Annotated in this window: 13 protein-coding genes; 7 read left to right on the top strand and 6 right to left on the bottom strand. The window is 71.6% G+C overall.

Annotated features, from left to right (window positions below; all coding sequences use genetic code 11):
* Positions 1-155: 155 nt before the first annotated feature.
* Positions 156-1,148: a D-alanine--D-alanine ligase gene (locus tag AB0I22_RS10385; protein ID WP_363130278.1), complete on the bottom strand. Its 993-nt coding sequence runs from the start codon at positions 1,146-1,148 to the stop codon at positions 156-158.
* Entirely contained in the window at positions 1,145-2,305 is a 1,161-nt protein-coding gene (gene alr, locus AB0I22_RS10380) for an alanine racemase (protein ID WP_363130277.1), read from the bottom strand. Before alr ends, AB0I22_RS10385 begins: the two co-directional genes overlap by 4 nt.
* A 332-nt stretch (positions 2,306-2,637) precedes the next feature.
* Between alr and AB0I22_RS10375 the strand changes: the two genes are divergently transcribed.
* From AB0I22_RS10375 to AB0I22_RS10355, 5 genes are all read left to right on the top strand, one after another.
* On the top strand, positions 2,638-3,273 hold the full coding sequence (locus AB0I22_RS10375; RefSeq protein ID WP_363130276.1) for a M15 family metallopeptidase: 636 nt from the start codon (positions 2,638-2,640) through the stop codon (positions 3,271-3,273).
* 260 nt (positions 3,274-3,533) lie between these two features.
* Entirely contained in the window at positions 3,534-4,322 is a 789-nt protein-coding gene (locus AB0I22_RS10370; RefSeq protein WP_363130275.1) for a DUF1266 domain-containing protein, read from the top strand.
* A 67-nt stretch (positions 4,323-4,389) separates the two neighbouring features.
* Positions 4,390-6,219, top strand: a complete 1,830-nt coding sequence (locus tag AB0I22_RS10365; protein WP_363130274.1) for an HSP90 family protein — start codon at positions 4,390-4,392, stop codon at positions 6,217-6,219.
* On the top strand, positions 6,216-9,539 hold the full coding sequence (locus tag AB0I22_RS10360; protein WP_363130273.1) for a tetratricopeptide repeat protein: 3,324 nt from the start codon (positions 6,216-6,218) through the stop codon (positions 9,537-9,539). Before AB0I22_RS10365 ends, AB0I22_RS10360 begins: the two co-directional genes overlap by 4 nt.
* Before the next feature lie 61 nt (positions 9,540-9,600).
* Positions 9,601-11,199: a serine/threonine-protein kinase gene (locus AB0I22_RS10355; protein ID WP_363130272.1), complete on the top strand. Its 1,599-nt coding sequence runs from the start codon at positions 9,601-9,603 to the stop codon at positions 11,197-11,199.
* A gap of 48 nt (positions 11,200-11,247) precedes the next feature.
* Here the strand turns inward: AB0I22_RS10355 and AB0I22_RS10350 are convergent, their stop codons facing one another.
* Positions 11,248-14,058, bottom strand: a complete 2,811-nt coding sequence (locus tag AB0I22_RS10350) for an AAA family ATPase (RefSeq protein WP_363130271.1) — start codon at positions 14,056-14,058, stop codon at positions 11,248-11,250.
* Between the two features lie 619 nt (positions 14,059-14,677).
* Between AB0I22_RS10350 and AB0I22_RS10345 the strand changes: the two genes are divergently transcribed.
* Together AB0I22_RS10345 and AB0I22_RS10340 are read left to right on the top strand one after the other, a co-directional pair.
* On the top strand, positions 14,678-15,142 hold the full coding sequence (locus AB0I22_RS10345; RefSeq protein ID WP_363130269.1) for a hypothetical protein: 465 nt from the start codon (positions 14,678-14,680) through the stop codon (positions 15,140-15,142).
* Between the two features lie 7 nt (positions 15,143-15,149).
* On the top strand, positions 15,150-15,374 hold the full coding sequence (locus tag AB0I22_RS10340; protein ID WP_363130268.1) for a hypothetical protein: 225 nt from the start codon (positions 15,150-15,152) through the stop codon (positions 15,372-15,374).
* A 566-nt stretch (positions 15,375-15,940) separates the two neighbouring features.
* On the opposite strand, the gene AB0I22_RS10335 is transcribed toward AB0I22_RS10340, so the two are convergent.
* The 3 genes from AB0I22_RS10335 to AB0I22_RS10325 are packed head-to-tail and all read right to left on the bottom strand — an operon-like array spanning position 15,941 to position 19,029.
* Positions 15,941-16,870: an alpha/beta fold hydrolase gene (locus AB0I22_RS10335; RefSeq protein WP_363130267.1), complete on the bottom strand. Its 930-nt coding sequence runs from the start codon at positions 16,868-16,870 to the stop codon at positions 15,941-15,943.
* Positions 16,871-16,915: 45 nt separating this feature from the next.
* Positions 16,916-17,785, bottom strand: a complete 870-nt coding sequence (locus AB0I22_RS10330) for an ester cyclase (RefSeq protein ID WP_363130266.1) — start codon at positions 17,783-17,785, stop codon at positions 16,916-16,918.
* A gap of 38 nt (positions 17,786-17,823) precedes the next feature.
* Positions 17,824-19,029 carry an FAD-dependent monooxygenase gene (locus AB0I22_RS10325; RefSeq protein WP_363130265.1) on the bottom strand — a complete coding sequence of 402 codons (1,206 nt, stop codon included), beginning with the start codon at positions 19,027-19,029 and terminating at the stop codon, positions 17,824-17,826.
* Positions 19,030-19,066 lie beyond the last annotated feature (37 nt).

Genomic DNA, 19,066 nt, shown 5'->3' with positions numbered 1-19,066 from the left:
CGCCCTCATCCGCCGCCCTCCGCCAGGAGTTGCTTCAGATGTCACGCCCGCATCAGGAGCGAGGCGCGTCGATCACCTCACGATGGTCCCGCCACCGGCCACCCCGCCTCGGTATCCGGTCCGGCGGCAACGGCTCGATCCGCGCCCACCGCGTATCAGGGCGTGGCGTGGACGGCCAGGGCGCTGTCGATGAGTTCGGTCAGCAGGCGGGGGTAGTCGAGGCCGGCGGCGGCGAACATCTTGGGGACCTGGGAGTGCGTGGTCAGGCCGGGCGTGGTGTTCACCTCGTTGAGGACGAAGCCGCTGGACGTGAGGAAGAAGTCGAAGCGTGCGGTGCCGGCGCAGCCCAGGGTGTGGAAGAGGCGCGTGGCGTGGCGGGTGAGCGTGTCGTGTTCGGCGCGGCTGAGGGGTGCGGGGATACGGAACGCGGCTGTTCCGTCGTACTTGAGGGTGGTGTCGAACAGGCGGCCCTCGGTGACGATTTCCAGGGGCGGGCTGATGAAGAGGGACTGGTCGGCGCGGCGCAGGACGGCGATGTCGATTTCGCGTCCGTCGATGTGTTCCTCGACCAGGACGCGGCTGTCCAGGGCGAGTGCGGCGGCGAGGGCCGCCGAGTAGTCGCCGGGGGTGTCGACGCGGGTGACGCCGTGGCTGGAGCCGGCGGCGGCGGGCTTGACGACGACGGGCAGGGGCAGCGGCGCGGTGGTGTCCGCCGAGGTGGCCGGGGCGGAGCGTGCCACGGGTATGCCCAGGTTCTGCGCGATGAGTTTGGTGGTCGCCTTGTCCATGGCCAGGGCGCCGGCGCGGACGCCGGATCCGACGTAGGGCAGGCCGGCCAGGTCGCACAGGGCGGCGAGGGTGCCGTCTTCGCCGCGGGGGCCGTGGACGGCGGGGAAGACGAGGTCGCAGGTGGCCAGCAGGGCGAGTGCGTCGGCGAGGCCGCCGGGAAGGGGCTGGTCGTCGGGGCCGCGCCAGGCGCCGTCGGGGCCGATGGTCAGGGCCAGGGGGGTGCAGGGGGCGGGCAGGGCGTCGCGGATGGCGGCGGCGGTGGCCAGGGAGACGTCGTGCTCGCAGTTCTGGCCGCCGCCGATGACGGCGACGGTGAGCGGGCGCGCGGTGGTGAGCGGGCGTGCGGTGGTGGCGCTCATGCGGGGATCTCCAGGTGGTGCGCGGGGCGGGCTTGGGCGGGCAGGTGGCGGCGCTCGATACGGGCGGCTCGGCCGAGAGCGGTGCAGATCTCGTGCGGCAGAGTGCGGGCCCAGGCGGCCCAGTGGCCGAGGGTGGGTTCGCCGCGCCGGCCGGGTCCGAGCAGGGTGACGCTCTCGCCGGGTTCGACGCCCGCGTCACCGACGTCGACGACGATCTGGTCCATCGAGAACTCGCCCACCACCGGCCGTAGCCGACCGCGCACCAGGACCTGGGCGCGGCCCTGGGCCGCGCGGGGCAGCCCGTCGCCGTAACCCAGGGGCAGCAGGGCCAGGCGGGTGGGCCGGTCGGTGATGTGGCCATGGTGGTAGCCGACCGGGGTGCGGGCGGGCACGTCGCGGACGGTGGTGACGGGCGCGGTCAGCGTCGTCGCGGGCCGCAGCGGCACGTCGGTACCGCTGGGGCCGATGCCGTACAGGCCGGCCCCGATCCGCACCAGGTTCTGGTGGGTGTCGGGGGAGGTCATCAGGGCCGCGGTGGCGGCGAGATGCCGGTAGACGGGACGCAGGCCGGCTCGGCGGGCCTGGGCGACGGCTCGGCGGAAGCGGGTGAGGCCATCGCCGGTGTGCGGGTCGGCGGGGTCGTCGGCGCAGCCGAGGTGGCCCATGACGCCGGCGGTCTCGATGAGTCCCGCCCGTTCCAGGCGTGCGGCGTGCCGGCACAGTACGCCCCACAGTTCGGCCGGTGCGCCGTCGCGTGCCATCCCGACATCCGCGTGCAGGTGGACGCGGGCACGACGGCCCGTGGCACGCGCGGCGGCGGCGACCGCGTCGAGGTGCCGCACGGTGGGCGCCGCAACGTCCACGCGTGCCCGCACGGCCGGGCCGAAGTCGGTGAAGGGGCCGGTGAGCCAGCACAGAAGCGGGGCGTCGATGCCGCTCCCGCGCACGGCGAGCGCCTCCTGGAGGGTGGCGGTCCCGAGGAAGACGGCCCCGTGATCCAGCGCGGTGCGGGCCACTTCCGTAACGCCGTGCCCAAAGGCGTCGGCCTTCACCACGGCCAGCAGTCCCGCGGTGGTCAGTGCGCTGAGCTGACGGGTATTGGCCGCGATCGCGTCGAGGTCCACCTGCAGCAGTGGGCAGAGGGATGGATCGTTCACAGCGTTCAGCCTGGACGGCCCAGGCGGCGGCCGGACCTCACACGTGTATCACTCACCGCGCAAGGCGACGGCCGCATTGCGCCGCGGCTGATACACGCGCGCGCTCGGCCTGCCGCACGCGCCCCTGAGGGTGGAGAACGATCGCACATCAGCCGACCGGCCCCGCCCCGACGAGGAGGCCCTGGCCGCGCACCACACCGCACCGCACCGTCCTGCGAGGCCCCGGCCGCACACCGCACCGCACCGTCCTGCGAGGCCCCGGCCGCACACCGCACCGCACCCGCCCTGCGAGGCCCCGGCCGCGCACCGCACCGTCCTGCGAGGAGAATCCCGTGTCCCCCCACCCCGGTTTCGTCGCCCTGTCCGCTTTCGACCCCGGCATCGGCCAGGACCTGCGCTACGCGAGCGGCGACAACTTCGTGGGCACGCCGCTGGACGGCTACGAGTACGGCGACTGCCTGCTCACCCTGCCGGCCGCGCAGGCACTGAGCCAGGCCGGTGCGCTGCTCAAGCGCAACGGGTACGGACTGACCGTGCTGGACGCCTACCGGCCGCAGCGCGCCGTGGACCATATGCGCCGCTGGGCCGCCGACCTGAAGGACCAGGCGACGAAGGCCGCGTACTACCCGCGAGTGGCCAAGCAGGAACTGTTCGGGCCCCACTACATCCACTGCCGCTCCGGGCACAGCCGTGGCAGCACCGTCGACGTCACCCTCACCGGCCCCGACGGCGCGCCGATGGACCTGGGCACCTCGTTCGACTTCTTCGACCCGCTGTCCCACACCGACAGCCGCCGGATCGCCCCTGCCGCCCGCGCCGCCCGACAGGTGCTGCACCATGCGATGACCTGGGCCGGCTTTCGTAACCTGCCCACCGAATGGTGGCACTTCACCCTCGCCGATGAGCCCTACCCGCACACCTACTTCGACTTCCCCGCCCACCACCACGCCTGCTCGGCCGCCGCCTGAGCGGACCGGCCGGCCGGCCACCGGAACGCGACTGGACTTCGGCGGCCTGCGCGTCGACGCGCCAGCGCATCGGCGCCTGCGTGTCGACGCCTGCGTGTCGACGCCTGCGCAAGAAGATCGCGGATTGCGTAGTGGATTGCGTAGTTCTACGGATGTGCCCGACCTGCGCTTTTGCCAGGCTCGTCCCGGCACACGCGGCGCTGCGCAGCCGCACGAGTCGGCGGCGGCCCCCGCGCCCCCACTCCGATCTAGGAACGCACATGGGCCTGCTGGACTCGTTCAAGAACATGTTCTCTTTCACGTACAACACCCTGGACGGGGCCCCGGCACTCACCCGCGAGCAGGACCGCGGGCTCGCCCTGGGAGCGGCCTACGCGATCGAAGGGCACCTGCCGATCAACGCCCTCACCATGGAGGCCGACCCCAAGACGGCCGCCAAGCTGGCCAAGGGCGCGTGGGACACGGACGACGCCGAGACGGCCCGTGAGACGTACCGCTATCTCCTCGGCGGCGGCCACCAGAGCACGTACGGGCTGATCCTCCCGTACCTCGACCAGTACCTCGAAGTGGCACCGGGCCGGCGCCGCGCGGAACTCAAGGCAGCGAACGACCGCGCCACCAGCGAACTGCCCGCGCTCGCCGAGCGCCACGGCCTCGACCCCTCCTCGGTGCAGCGCTCCTACACCAACTGCACCTTGTACTACGGCTACATCTGGGCGTACGGGCAGCCGTCGGGCCCGCTGCCGCGGTCCGTCCTCGCCTGGGACACCGCGCGCGTGGTGCACGTCAGCCGGATCTTCGTGGACGCCGGTTTCATCGAGCCCGCCGAGGCGTGGTCGATGATCGCCCAGGCCGTGGACCTGGTCCGGCCCTCGTACGCGTCCTGGGCGGAGTTCAACGAGGGGTTCCTGACGGGCCGCGCCTTCTGGCAGCTCCAGGGGAAGCGCTACGACCAGGAGCGGATCAACGACGACGGTGAGAAGTTCTCGCGGGCCGCGGACGAGCTGCTCAACCGCGACGACAGCCCGTGGAACCGCCTGCCCTGGTAACCCCCGCGGCCCCTCCCCATTCCCCCCTTCGTACCTGTCCTGCCCCCGCCCCGAAAGCACTCAGCGCATGTCACACACGTTCCAGGTCGACCTGCGTGGACTGGTCGACCTTCTCTCGCACCACCTCTACTCCAGCCCCAAGGTCTACCTGCGCGAACTGCTGCAGAACGGCGTCGACGCCATCACCGCGCGCCGCGCCGTGGACCCGGACGCCCCCGCCACCGTCCACCTCCTACCGGGGGGTGAAGGCAACGCCGCCACCCTGCGCGTAGAGGACAGCGGCATCGGCCTCACCGAGGCCGAGATGCACAACCTGCTGGCGACGATCGGCCGCAGCTCCAAGCGGGACGGCCTGGAGAGCGCCCGCGCCGAGTTCCTCGGCCAGTTCGGCATCGGGCTGCTCGCCTGCTTCGTCGTGGCCGAGGAGATCCGCGTCGTCAGCCGTTCCGCCCGCGACCGCAGCGCGCCGCCCGTCGAGTGGCGCGCCCGCGACGACGGTTCGTACACCGTACGTGCGCTGCCGCAGGACGCCCGTACCGAGCCGGGCACGACCGTCTGCCTCATCGCGCGCCCCGGCGCGGAGGAGTGGCTGACCGAGGAGCGTGTCAACGAACTCGCCCGGCACTACGGGGCGTTGCTCCCCTACGACGTACGCGTCGGGGACCGGCCGGTGTCCGAGCGCCCCGCCGTGTGGGAACGCGCGCACTCCGGCCCCGCCGCCCGCCGGACCGCGCTCGCCCAGCACTGCCACGAGACCTTCGGCTTCACCCCGCTCGACGCCATCGAGCTGGACGTGCCGCTGGCCGGGCTGCGCGGCGTGGCGTACGTACTGCCCTCGGCCGTCAGCCCGGCGCAGCGCGGCGCCCACCGCGTACACCTCAAGGGCATGCTGCTGACCGAGCGCGCGGACGAACTCCTGCCGGACTGGGCGTTCTTCGTGCGCTGCGTACTGGACTCCGACAGCCTGCGGCCCACCGCCTCGCGCGAGAACCTCTACGAGGACGACACCCTCGCCGCAGTCCGCGAGGTGCTCGGCGACCGCATCCGGGGCTGGCTGGCGGAGCTGGCGGCGGGCGAGCCGCAGCGCCTCGGGCAGTTCCTGTCCGTACACCACCTCGGCGTCAAGTCGCTGGCGCGGCACGACGCGGAGATGTTCCAACTGATGCTGCCGTGGCTGCCCTTCGAGACCACCGAGGGGCAGATGTCCCTGGAGGAGTTCGCCCGCCGCCACCCGGTGGTCCACTTCACCCGCGGCACGCAGGAGTACCACCAGGTCGCCGCCATCGCCGCCGCCCAGGGCATCGGCGTCGTCAACGGCGGCTACACGTACGACGCCGAACTCGTCGAACTGCTGCCCGCTGCCCGCCCCGGCACGGCGGTGGCCGAGCTCGACCCCGACACCGTCACCGCGCACCTGGACGCCGTCGCCCCGGACGCGGAACTGGCGCTGGCCCCCTTCCTGGCCGCCGCGCGGGCCGCCCTCGACCCGCTCGGCTGCGACGTGGTGCTCCGCGCGTACCAGCCCGTCACCGTCCCCGCCCTCCACCTGGACGACCGCGAGGCACGCCACGAACGGTCGCGGGCCGAGGAGGCGGAGGCCGCCGACGGACTGTGGGCCGGCATCCTCGGCTCGCTGCGCGGCAGCCGGCCGCGCGCCCGGCTGGTCCTCAACCACCTCAGCCCGCTCGTGCACCGCATGGCCGCCGCCTCCGACCCCGAACTCGCCGCCACCGCGATCGAGGCGCTCTACGGGCAGGCGCTGCTCACCTCCATGCGCCCGCTGCGCCCAGCGGAATCGGCCCTGCTCAACCGCGCCTTCCTCGGCCTGCTCGACCGGGCGGTACGTCCCGCCGCGCCCGCCGACCCGACCCCCCGCACCACCGGAGAGACCCGATGACCGCCGCCCGCTCGCCCGAAGACATCCGCTTCGACATCTTCGAACTCGACGACGAGCCCTTCGGCCCCGCGCGCAACGCCCGAGCCGCGGAGCTCACCGCCGAGGCGGAGGCCACCGGACACCGGCCGCTGCTCGTCGAGGCCCTGGTCCAGCTGACCATCGCGTACAGCACCAGCGCCGAGTGCGACAAGATGTTCGTGCCCTTCGCGCGGCTGCTGCGCATGTGGGACGAGAACCCCGCGGACTTCGACGAGGACGACACCCACCAGCTGTTCTGGATGTTCAAGTGGGTCACCGGGGACGCGCTCGCCCAGCCCCAGATCCCGCTCGCCTCGATCGAGCAGTGGCTCACGGAGATGCGGCGCCGCTACCGGATCGCCGGCCACTCCGAACGGCCCGTCCACTCCCGCGAACTGGACATCGCCCAGCACGTGGGCGACCGCGCACGGGGCGACCGCGCCCTGGCCGCCATGCTGGCCGCCGACCGCGACGGGATGTCCGACTGCCACGCCTGCGAGCTGCGCACACAGGGGGCGTGGGAGGTGGAGTACGGGAACGACGCGGCGGGCGTCGAGGCGTGGCGGCCGGTGACCCACGGCACCGAGGACTGCCTGACGGAACCCCACCGGACCCTCGCCCGTTCCCTGCTGCCGCTGGTGCGCCTCGGCCGCCTGGACGAGGCCCGCTCCCACCACCTGCGGGGATACCGCCTCGCGCGCTCGGAGGACGCGCTGGCCGGCGCCGTCGCCTCGCACGTGGAGTTCTGCGCGCTGACCGGGAACGAGCCGCGCGGCCTGGAGATCCTCGCGGAGCAGACGCCGCGCTGGGAACTGCGCGGCGATGTCGAGCCGCACATGCAGTGGCTGGCCTGCGCCGCACTCCTCATGCGCCGCCTGGTCGAACTCGGCCACGGCGACCGTCCCGTACCGGGCCCGCCCGGCACGCGGTGGACGGCCGCCGCCCTGCTGGCCCACGCGACCGAGGGCGCCCTCGCCCACGCGGCGCGCTTCGACGCCCGTAACGGCAACACGCGCGTATCCGGCCTGATCCGGGCGCAGATGGCGGCGGAACCGCTGGTCGACGGACTGGTGCTGGGGGTGCGGACGGCTGCTCTGGGGGGCGGGGTCGGAGCCGGGGTCGGGTCTGGGGTCGTCGCCGGGGCTGTCTCTGGGACCGGGTTTGGGGTCGGGTCTGGGGCCGGTACGGGCGTGGGCTCGGGGGCTCGTCATGGCGAGGCCACGGGCGGCGGGCAGCAGGGGACCGCTGCGGAACCGACCGCGCAACTGACCGTGGAACAGGCCATAGAACCGACCGCGGAACAGGCCGCGGAATCGACCGAAGAACTGATCGAGAAGGCCCGGCGGCTCGCCGAGTCGGCGCACCCCTTCGCCGGCGCCGCCTGGCGGCGGGCCGCGGCGGCCGTCGAGCGCGACGGTGCGGTGCTGAGCGCCGCCGACCGCGCCGACCTGCTCGACGCCACGGGCATGGAGGTCGGCAGGTCGGCGGGCAGGCCCGAGGCCGAAGAGGGCCCCGCGGACGCCCTGTTCACGCAGGCCGCGGACCTCCACGAGCAGGCCGGACGCCCCGGGAGGGCGGTCGTCGCACGGGCCCGCGCCCTCCTCAGCTCCCCCGACCTCACGGTGGACAACGACACGCTCGCCCTCCTCGGCGAGCTGGGCGCACGGTCCGACGCCCTGCACGCCGCGGGCCGGGCGACCGCCGCCGAGACGCTGGCGGTGCACTTGTTCCGCTGCCGGATACGGGCCGCGCTGGTCGGCTCCGCGCTCGACCCGGGGGCCGAGGCAGCGGACGTGAGCGCCGAACTGGAGCGCCTGATCGCCTTCGCCGAGCGGCACCAGGACGATCCCTCCGCCCTCTCCCGCCTGGCCAGCGCCACGGAGCTGCTCGGCCGCCTCACCGCGCCGCGCGATCTGCCCGCCGCCGTCGGGCTGCTCGGCACGGCGGTCGCCCGCCACCACGAATCCGGCCGCCCCTGGTTCGCGACCACGGCCGAGGTCCAGCTCGCCCAGGCGCACCTCGCCCAGGGGGAGTGCAAGGAGGCGGTGGCCGTCGTACGCGCCGTGCTGGACGACCCGGACCGGGTGGCGCTGCTCGAACCAGGCGACCGGTCCCGCCTCTGCCTCGCGCTGGCCGAAGCCGTCGCGGCCCTGGGCGCTCAACCCGCCGAAGACGAGGGGCCGTCGACCGACCCGGACGCGACCGCACCCGCGCTCAACGCCGAGTGGGCGACGCTCCTGCTCGACGCCGCCCACTTCGCGGACCGCGCCGACGAGACCGCGACCCTCGGCGCCCTCGCCCGGCTGCGCCTCGGCGGCCACTACTTCGAGAGCGGCCGCCACCACGAGGCCGCGTCGATTCTGGAGTCCGTACTCCCCGATCTCGCCGAGGGCCACGATGAGAGCGACCTGGTCCAGGCGTACGTCTGGCTCGGGCACTCCTACGGGCACATAGGCGGCGAACCGGGCCGGGCGGCCGAACAGTTCATCCTCGCCGCCGACATCGCCAAGGGCTGGGAGGACCAGCACCACTGCGCGATCCTGAGCCACCAGGCCGCGGAAGCCCTCAGCCGGGCCGGAATGGCACAGGAGTCGGCGCAGGCGTACGAGCGCGCCGAGCGGCTGTGGCGCGAACTCGGCGACGGCGGCGCCACGGTCCGCTCGATGCGCGCCCGCGCGTGGGAGACCCTGAGGGCCGAGGGGCAGGAGGCCGCCGAGGCGGTCATGCGGCAGGCCCTGCACGAGAACGAGAACAACGAGACCAACGAAAACAACTGGAACGACCGGAACGACCGGAACGACCGGAACGACCGGAACAACGAGAACGAGGACGGCGTACGGACGTCAGAGGCCGCCCCGAACCCCTCAGCCACCGGACCGGACGAACTGCGCCTCGAACTCGGCCGCACGCATGAGCAGGTGTCGCGGTTGTGCCTGGAGCGCAGCGACGGCGCGCCGGACGAGGCGTACGACTCGCCCGAGCAGTACGCCGTCAACGTCGCCGCGTTCGAGGAGGCGATCGGCCACATGGGGCGGGCGATCGAGGTGTTCCGCTCCTGCGGGGCGGGCGCGCTGGGCGAGTACGCGAGGGCCGAACTCTTCACCGCCCGCATGGAGTTCGCCCTCGGCCGAGCCGACGCCGCCGCCGAACGGGCGGCCCGGGCCCGTAGCGCTATACAGGACGCACCCGGGGCCGAGGCCGGAGCCGATGCCGTAGCCGATCCGGACGGCTCGCTGGCCCGCCTCGTCGAGGAGTGCGACGCGCTGATCGTGAACGCGCGGCAGGACCGGCCGGACCGGTGACCGCTCTGGGAGCGCTGGGAACATTGCGACCGCTGGGGTCGCCGTGAATGCGGCGAGACGTGTGATCGACGACCGCTTCGAGCTGGTGGACCGGCTCGGCGGCGGTGGCATGGGGACGGTCTGGCGCGCCCGCGACCTGGCCCTCCACCGCGATGTGGCCCTGAAGGAGGTGCGCCCGCCGGACCCCGGGTACGCCGACGCCGACCCGGAGGGCGCCCGTACGCTACGGGCCCGGGTGCTGCGCGAGGCGCGGGCGCTCGCCCGGATCGACCACCCCAACGTGGTGACCATCCACCACATCGTGGACGCGGGCGAGGACACGTACCCATGGCTCGTCATGGAGCTGGTCACCGGCGGCTCGCTCCAGGACCGCCTGGACCGGGGCCCCATGGCCCCCGCCGACGCCGCCCGGCTCGGCCGCGGCGTGCTGGCCGCGCTGTGCGCCGCCCACGCGGGCGGCATCGAGCACCGCGACGTGAAGCCCGCCAACGTACTGCTGCGCCCTGACGGCCGCCCGGTGCTCACGGACTTCGGCATCGCCGCCCTCCGCGAGTCCACCGCCCTCACCGCGACCGGCTCCGTCATCGGCTCCCCCGACTACATGGCGCCCGAACGCGTACGGGGCCAGTCCGGCGGCCCCGCCGGCGACCTGTGGTCGCTCGGCCTGATGCTGTACGCGGCGGTGGAGGGCCACCACCCGCTGCGCCGGGAGAACACGCTCGCGACCCTGGCCGCCGTGCTGGACGCCGAGGTTCCGCCGCCGCGCCGGGCCGGGGCGCTCACGGGTGCGCTGGTCTCCGTACTGGTACGCGACCCGGACGCGCGGCCGGACGCCGAGGCGCTGGACGCCATGCTGGCGGCGGCGAGCGGCGAGGAGAGCGAGGAAGGCAGGGCTGACGGCACCTTGGGGGTGCCGCCGTCGGCTCCGCTCCCTCCGGGCGACGCGCGGCGGCAAGTGCGCGAGACCCGTACGAAGATGGCGGCCGTGGCCGTCGCGGGCGTGACACTGACCGGCGTACTGCTGTGGGGTTTGCTGCTCGCGTTCAAGGGCGGGAGCTCTACGGAGGCGGAGAAAGCAGCGGCGACGGCGACGAGGGCGAGCACCGAAAAGCCGAAAACGCTCGCTACGCCCGAGAAGGCCGCCGACCAGCCCGCCAAGCCGACCGAGTCCCCCCATACGACCAATCCAACCAATCCGACCAATCCGGCCGACCTGCTGACGCCGGAAGGGGTCCGTACCGCGATCCGGAAACTGAAACCGGTCATGGGCGGCACGAAGGTCACCCGGCTGATCGTGTACCCGGAACACGTGAGCGCCGAGGCTCTCGTCAAGGGCAGCGAGAAACGGTTCGACCGGTTCGGCTATCGGGGCGGTGACGTCGCCGTACGCGAGGGCGCGGGCGGCACGGTCATGACCGGCGCCGTACCGGTGAACCTGTCCGCGTTCGACTGGGACGCCCTGCCGGAGCTGCTGCGCAAGGCGCAGCGGGACCTGGGGGTCGAGCACCCCACCAACCGGTATCTCGTGGTGAACGCGGCGTCGACGGTCTTCGACACCGGCCCCGGAATGAGCGTGTACCTGTCCGACGCGTACGGCTCCGGGTATCTGAAGGCGGACACCGGAGGAAAGGTGATCGCGACGTATCCGCGCGAGGAATAACGAGCGAGGAATAACGCGCGAAACGAAACACGAGAAATGAAGCTGCCCTCATTCCGTAGCCGGAGAACGGTGACGGTCGCTATCGCCACGGGCCATGAGGGCGGCCAGCGCGGCGCGCGACGGTACGCCGGTCTTGCGGTACACGCGGGCGACGTGGCTTTCGACCGTACGGGTGCTGAGGCAGAGCCGGCCGGCGACGGCCTGGTTGGTGAGCCCTTCGGCGACCAGTTCGGAGATCTCACGCTCGCGCGGGGTGAGCGTGGCGAGCCTGCCGGCGATGTCGCCGGAACCGCTGGGCCCGGCCGCCCCGGCTCCGCCTCCGTCAGCGCCGCCCAGCACACCCGGGCGTATGTGATCGGCCAGTCCGACGAGGAGCTTCGCGCTGCCTTCGTCGGCGAGCCGGCGACCGCGGCGCCACATGGCGGCGGCGCCGGGGCCGTCTCCGGCGGCCTTCAGGTAGGGGGCTCCGAGCAGGAGGCTGTGGGCCTCGCGCAGGGTCGCGCCGGAACGCGCGCTCTCCCGCGCGGCCTCGCCGAACGACCGGGCGGCGGCGTCACGGTCGCCGCGCGCGGCGTCGATCAGGCCGAGGCAGCGCAGCGCGGCACCGCGTTGGGTGGGCAGTTCAAGCCGCGCGGCCTCTTCGACGGCCTGCCGGGCCCAGTGCTCCGCGTCCGCGGCATCCCCGGTGGCGAGGGCGGCGGTGACGAGCAGTTCGAGGAAGTTGGGCCGTACGGAGGGCTGGAGCCGAGGGAGGCCCGGGCCGCCGCCGGCGCGCAGCAGTACGTCCCGTACACGGTGGGGGTCGCCGGAGCCGAGCACGGCGTAGGCGGACATGCATCGGGCCAGCGTCGCCCACCAGCCTTCCACGGCGCCGACGGTGGCCACGGCCTCCTCGGCGGCGGCCAGTACGGCGGGGTCGCCGGGCGGGCGGGCGTGCATGAGGATCATGGATCTGAGCGCGCGGGTGAAGCCGAGGAGTTCGTTGCCGCCGAGGGTGCGGGCGACGGCCTCGGACTCGTCGGCGAGTTCGAGGGCTGTGGTGACCCGGCCGGTCATGACGTGGGCGTACGCGGCGCACAGCAGGTGCTGCGAGAGCGCGAAGGGGCGGCCGGTCCGCCGGGCGATGTCGGCGCCGCGGTGGGTGTGCCGCTCGGCGTCGGCGAACTCGTCGAGGAACACCTCGCTCCAGGCCAGCCTGACCAGAGACTCGCACTGGCCGACGAGATCGCCGTCGGTCAGCACGTCGATGAGCGCGGCCGCGTCGTGGACATGCCGACGGGCGACCGAGGTGTTCCCTTCGTACGCCTCGCCGATGGCGGAAAGGGTCAGGAGCTCCGCGGCGCCGAGCTCGTCACCTACCGCCCGGGCTCTGGCCAGGGCGAGGGCGAGCTCCTCCCGCGCATCGGGGAAGCGGGTGGCGAACAGCGCGTGGTTGCCCCACTCGATGACGAGCGCGGTGCGCCGACCGGCCTGCGACGGCCCGGCGCACCGGCCCACCTCACGGTTGAGCAGGGCGCCGGCCTCCGGGTAACACCCCAGGTGACGCTCCATGAAGGCGCACTCGATGAGAGCGGAGGCCCGCACCAGATCGTGCCCGTCCGGGTCCGGGGGCCGCAGCCCGATCAGTTGGTGGAGCAGGTCCCGGCTCTCCTTCACGGCCCCGGTCGTGCCGAGCGTACGGGCGCGGGCGAGCATCAGCTCACAGCGGGTGTCGAGGTGCTCGGGCGCGTCGGGCAGCACGCCCAGCACGGCGTCCAGCCATCGCGAGGCAAGAGCGGGCGCACCAACCGCCGACTGCTCGGCGGCCTCGATCAACACGGCGGCGGCCTCGGCGTCCCACCGCGTAAGGAACTGCTCCACGTGGTAGGCCCGATCGACGACCGAGGCCCCGACGAGGGCCAGCTCGGCGGCGGCCCGCCGGTGCAGCCGCTGCCGCCGCCACGGATCAAGGCTGTCGCAGACCAGCGCCCGCATCAGCGGATGTCGCAACTCCAGCCGGTGCCCGCCCGGATCGGGCCGTACGAGATCCCGCCGTACGACCTCTCGCAGCGCGTCAACGAGCGTGCTGTCGTCGACTCCGATGACGGCGCCGAGCAGATCGGTGGTGGCGTGATCGCCGAACACGGCGACGGCTTCGACGACACGACGCTCCAGGGCCGAGAGAGGCGAGAGCTCATCGAGCAGCAGAGCCTGAGCGATACCGGCCCCAGACCGCTCCGGAAGAAGCCCCAGAAAATAGAAAGGGTTACCGCGGCTGAGCTCGAAATTCTCCCGAACCAGCTCAACCGAGACCCCCGGGGCCACCGCATCGACACAGTCGCTGATCCCCAACGGTCCCAGTGGGATCCGCGTGACGACACCCGTGTCGACACCACGGGCGAGAGCCGAGGAGAGGGCGGGCGGAGACTGCCGGTCCCGCCGGGAGACGACGAGCAGAAGGGGGGCGGGCACCGGATGCCGTACGAGGTGGTCGAGCAGTTCGAGCGAGGCGGGGTCGGCCCAGTGCATATCGTCGAGAACGAGCACGAGCCCACTACTGGAAACGCTCCGCAGCAAGGCGGAAACGGAGCGAACACCTATCTCAACGGGCGGAGAGCCGGCCCACTCGGACGACTCAAGGTCGGCAAAGGCATCAAGAAACACCTGAAACGCCGGAGAAGGCCGCCCCCGCTCCCCCTCGACGGCCCGCCCCCGCAGAACGCCCACCCCCCGGGCCCGGGCCAACGCCCCGAACTCCGCGAGCAGCCGACTCTTACCAATCCCGGCGTCACCGGAGACATCAACAACAACAGCCCCCGAGAGTCCCCCCAAACCCCCCAAAAGCCGCCCCAACTCCACCCCCCGCCCAACAAACGGCACCGACCCCACACCCGCCCCCACCACACCGACCCTCCCAACCTCCCCCACCACCCCGTTCTACCCCACCCCACCGACACCCCCACAACAACCAATCAGCCCCAATTGGCCTGCGGCTGGGGCCGGCGGGCCCGGCAGACAACAGAACCAACTCACAGATGCCCCTGGTACTCGCACAACCGCTGGACGGCATCGACGTCAGCGAATGTGCGAGCAGAACTGAGACCCCATGCCGCATGGCGATCGCATCCGACGACGCCCCGCGTCCGTCGAACGCAAAACCCCAGCTCAGGTCATCTGCCTTCTGTGGGATTCGAACTCGTCGAGATCTACGCATTACGAGGGTCTGCAAGATCGTGACGGATAGTGCCGCAGTTGCACGCCGGGCCCTGTCCTGCCTTGTCAGAGGACTCGTCGGGCTCCGACTCGTGACCTCTCATCCAGCGTGTGCCGCGCGTCCGCTCACGCATGGAGTCGACACCGGAGCAGACAATCGCGGCTGGTCAGCCCAACAATCTGCTGATCACTCATCGTGGTGGTCTGCTCTTCGACGCAGAACCTTGAGTCAGCGGCCGGAGTTCCCGATCTCGGCACACACACTTCGCCGAAATAGGAGCCGCTCATGGCCATGCGTTTCACAGCCCGAACCATCGCAACTCTTGCCGCGACGGCGGCACTCGCCGTCTTACCTCCATCAGCCGCACACGCCACCGCCATCGGTTCCACTCCTGTCGCCACTTTCAACTACCAAGTCGGCGGCGTCACCATGAAGATCCCGACAGGTTGCGTGTTCACCCACATCATCCGCGGCGGCGGCAAGAGGATCACCTACCAGAACGCCGGAGTCGACTGCGGCTTCGTCGGCGCTCTGAACAGCGGCTTCTGCAACTGGCGCATCGACTTCACCTATGCGGACACCAACAACAGGACGTACCGCACCTCCCGTGGCAGGACCCACACCGAGTGCAAGATCGACCCGATGCGGAACAACGCCCCGCGGAAACTCCCCCACTACGGCAAGGCATGCGCTCACCTCGTCGTCAACGGCGTGCGGCGAGTCAGCCAGTGCCACCACATCACCAAGTGAGCCGCACATGACCCCCGAGACCCCATCCCAAGACCAAGAAGCGAAGCCTCGCCGCGTCGGCATCATCGCCTTCGCCATCGGCACCGTCGCCTCGCTCACGTTCTTCGCCTTCTTCCCCGGCCTCCCCCACGTCATCGACTGGGGCGCCATCCTCGCCTCCCTCGCCGTCGGCGCCCTCATCCGCCGGGCCTGGCTGGCCCGGACCCGAAGGAAGCGCACCAACGTGAGGTAGATCGTCACAGCCGCTCTCACCACCGCCCCTGTTACACCCAAGGGCGTTCCCGAGCCGATTCGCATCAAGCCAGACCCGATGCCCAGGTCGCAGCCGCATCGCAGCCGAAGAAGTAGGTTCCGAGTGGCTCCGCTCACGCAGGGAAAGTCACGTCACCCCGGCCGCGTGCCCCGCCATGCCTCAAGCAACAGAAAACCCCAGGTCAACGACAATCCGACCTGGGGTTCGATGGAGCCGTCTTCGGGATTCGAACCCGAGACCTACGCATTACGAGCATGGTAGCGATCACGCCGGGCGCACGCTGACCCGTAGTGCCATTTTCGCTGATCGGAGCACACATCCTCCGTGACCTCCACGTCGCCCTCTCGGCCGCCTTGTCGAGTGTGCACAAGCAGAACCTCTGGGCTGATCGGCTTTCCCGGCGACTCGCGGGCACGTTGGGGGGCCTGCATCTCGCGGGAAGGGTTCGCCCGGCAGCCGCCCGAGGTGATCCGGGCTTGAAGCGCTCGCTGAAACGCGTGAGCTCAACGGTGAAGTAGCCGGCAGCATCAATCTGCACGGCTTGGTCAGGTTGCCTCTCCGGGGGTGCGCATCGGCCGAGCCGCGGCCCCCGCGGCGGATTGCAGGCACTCCTCGAAGAAGGCAAACGCGCGCAGGTGGTAGCAGCGGGCGGCCCGGCCGAGGCTGATGTTGTGGCCCGCGTCGGGCTGGCGCTCCACTCGGACGACCGGTGCCTTGGTCAGCCGGGAGGTCAGATCGGCGACGTCCGGCTCATCGTGCAGCCACCAGGCCTCGTGCTCGGCAAAGGTCAGTCGCAGCGGGATGTCGATCTGCGGTGCCAGTTGCTCAAACCTCTCCGGCCACAGGTCCACCTCGGCGGCCTCGCGGACAGGTATGGGGGCGACCAGGGCCTCGGCTGCGCGGAAGGTGCCCGAGGGGTAAAGCCCCAACGGGCCCCAATTGCGCTCCCATTCCATGTGGCGGCGGAACCGCTTCCGGTCTTCCGGTTCAATGCTGTAACGGTGGCCGACACCGGAGGCGTCCAGGGCGAGCATGCCGGGGGTGTGCGCAATGGCCGCAAGGGCGAGCTTGCCACCGAAGGAATGGGCCAGCAACAAGAACCCCTCCCCGACTGAGTGCCGTTCGGCGAACGCCTCAAGCGTCCCGGCCAGGACGGCGGACTGCTCGTCGAGGGGCAGGCCATCGGGCACCTGCGCCGCCGACCGGCCGTACCCGGGCCGGTCGAGGGCCAACACCGTGAAGCCGAGCCGGGCGCCCAGGGTGAGCAGGGACAAGTCGGCTTGGGCCTGCCCGTCGAAATAGCCCGCGCGCATGCCGCCGCCGTGCACGGCGACGACGGTCGCCCGCGGCGGCCCGTTGGGCGGCTCGGCCAGCAGGCCGGACAGCGTGAGGCCCGCAGTACCGAGGAGGATCGGGCGCACCCCGTTCGAGTGGGTATGCATCGGCTTCTTCCGGTCCGTCCTGGACATGCTCATGAGTGGTCCTTGTCGGTTGACGGTCGATGGGTGCCGCCGGGATGCTCAGCGGCCCCCATCGGGGCGGTCTGGGGTGAGTCGTGGTGGCGCCGTCCAGGTGAGACCTGCCGACTCGGCGAATGTGGCGGGGCCAGCCCAGGGATCTTCGTCGTGGATGTCGAGGATCTGCTCGCGCAGCCACTGGTCGAAGGGGTGCTTCGACTCTGTCCAGCGCTTCCTGGTTCGCTCCGGGTCTGCGGTCTCGAAGTGCACGATCACGTAGTCCCGGTCGGGTCGTGGGTCGATGCGGAGCGCCTCGTGGGTGATGCCCAGCCTTCGCCGGGAGGCCTCGTACTCGCGCCGACGCGGGCCCTGCAACTCCGCGGTGAGTCGGTGCCAGGCCGTGGACATGCCGTTGTTCAACGTCACGGTGCGCATCACGGACCGGCCGCCCTCTGCGGTGCGCCGACCGCCCTTGCGAGGCGCCAGCATCCGCATGCCGAGCGCGGCGAACATATTGGATGCCACGCCGTGCTCCCAGCGCTCGGCTATCCGGCCCTCCTCGTCGAACCGCCAGATGACGATGCCGACGGAAACGAACGCACGACCGGTGGGACCTACGCCGAGCAGCTCGCCCCGGTGAGTGCCGCTCCAGGTGTTGTGGATGACCACCATGTCGTCGTGTGCGCTGATGTCCTCGATGGTGACGTGGAAGTCGGGGAACGCCTCACGCAGTCCGGCGATGGTGTACTTCACGCCCTCGGCGCCCTCGGGCGCGCCGGGCAGGCCTGCGTGGTCGACGATGTCCGGCCGGTAGAGCTCGTCCACGAGCGAGGAGTCACCCTGGTTGACGAATTCGGCGAAGACGCGCCGGATCGTCGCCTTGTTGCGTTCCCGGGTGCTTTCCCACGCGGCTGGGTTGGTCGCAGTGGTCACAACGACAGTCCTTTCATCGTGAGCGTGTACGAACGTGCTCACGTCGCGTTGGCGGCGGTACCAGAGGCCCACCGCGTGGCGTAGGCGACGTGTTCGTGTTCCGCGGTGTGGAAGGTACGGTTCCAGACGAGCTTCAGAACCCGGTCACGTAGCCAGATCGCGGCCGGGTTCTGCAAGGCGCCGATCGCACCGATGCGATGCGCCAACAGTTGCATCGGCCGCGTGCGTTCCTGCCGCTCGGCCTCATAAGCGCGCAGCGCCCGGGTGACGGTGGCACCGGGGGCGGCAAGGTGCCCAGCCAGCACGAGGGCGTCCTCGATGGCCAGGCAGGCGCCTTGCCCAATGTTGAAGCTGACGGCGTGGGCGGCGTCGCCGAGCAGGGTGACCCGGCCCTGGCCCCAGACGGAGTCTGGCCTACGGTCCACGACATCGCCGCGCAGGATGCTCTCCGGAGTGGTTGCGTCGAGGATGTTCTCAACCGGGGCGGTCCAGCCGGCGTGCCGGGCGCGCAGCATGTTCAGGGTCTGCTCGGGCGTGCCCTCGTCACGCCCGCCGGCGGGCCCGTTGGCGACACTCATCCAGTGCACGACGCCGGGGGCGATGTCGTAGTACGTGAAGCGATTCCCGGGACCGAACAGGGCCTGGAAGGTGCCGGGCGGGAACTCTTCAGGAGTCATCTTGGCGTGGCCGCGCCAGGCAATGTATCCGGTGTAGTCAGGCGGTTGGGGGCCGAGCAGTTGGCCACGGATGGCGGAGCGGACGCCGTCGGCGCCGATCAGCAGATCGCCCTCCTCGGAGGTGCCGTCGGCGAAATGGAGGCTCACCCCGTCGGCATGCTCTGTGTACCCGGTGACCTCAGCGCCGGTGACGATGGGCACGGTCACCGCGTCCCGCAGGATGCCGTGCAGATCGGAGCGGCCGATGGCGACCGTGGGCTGCCCGTAGCGCTCGACGAACCGGCCCACCGGGTACTTGCCGATGATGCGGCCGGTCGAGGTCGTGAAGTGGCACACGGACTGCGCGGGAGCGATCTTTGCGACCTGGTCCGCGACCCCGAGGTAGTCCAGGGCCAGCATGCCGTTGGTCCAGATGTGCAGCCCAGCGCCGCCGTCGCGCAGTTGGGACGCGCGTTCGAAGACGACAGATTCGATGCCCTGCCGCTGCAGGGCCAGCGCGGTGGCGATGCCGCCGATCCCGCCGCCGGCGATGAGAACCTGCTTGGGGCGAGATATTTCTGCGGACATGGATCTCTCCTGGAAATCAGGGCGGTTGACGTGGGGC

It is taken from the genome of Streptomyces sp. NPDC050610 (assembly GCF_040654875.1).
In the GTDB taxonomy this organism is placed as follows: domain Bacteria; phylum Actinomycetota; class Actinomycetes; order Streptomycetales; family Streptomycetaceae; genus Streptomyces.
The sequence above is the reverse complement of the archived record's forward strand: the minus strand, read 5'-3'. Positions and strand labels throughout refer to the sequence as shown.

What these genes read in the sequence shown, in the direction of transcription:
- AB0I22_RS10345 (WP_363130269.1), top strand. Translation starts at nt 14,678, where the DNA reads ATGGCCATGCGTTTCACAGCCCGAACCATCGCAACTCTTGCCGCGACG.
- AB0I22_RS10360 (WP_363130273.1), top strand. Translation starts at nt 6,216, where the DNA reads ATGACCGCCGCCCGCTCGCCCGAAGACATCCGCTTCGACATCTTCGAA.
- AB0I22_RS10340 (WP_363130268.1), top strand. Translation starts at nt 15,150, where the DNA reads ATGACCCCCGAGACCCCATCCCAAGACCAAGAAGCGAAGCCTCGCCGC.
- AB0I22_RS10385 (WP_363130278.1), bottom strand. Translation starts at nt 1,148, where the DNA reads ATGAGCGCCACCACCGCACGCCCGCTCACCACCGCGCGCCCGCTCACC.
- AB0I22_RS10325 (WP_363130265.1), bottom strand. Translation starts at nt 19,029, where the DNA reads ATGTCCGCAGAAATATCTCGCCCCAAGCAGGTTCTCATCGCCGGCGGC.
- AB0I22_RS10335 (WP_363130267.1), bottom strand. Translation starts at nt 16,870, where the DNA reads ATGAGCATGTCCAGGACGGACCGGAAGAAGCCGATGCATACCCACTCG.
- AB0I22_RS10365 (WP_363130274.1), top strand. Translation starts at nt 4,390, where the DNA reads ATGTCACACACGTTCCAGGTCGACCTGCGTGGACTGGTCGACCTTCTC.
- AB0I22_RS10370 (WP_363130275.1), top strand. Translation starts at nt 3,534, where the DNA reads ATGGGCCTGCTGGACTCGTTCAAGAACATGTTCTCTTTCACGTACAAC.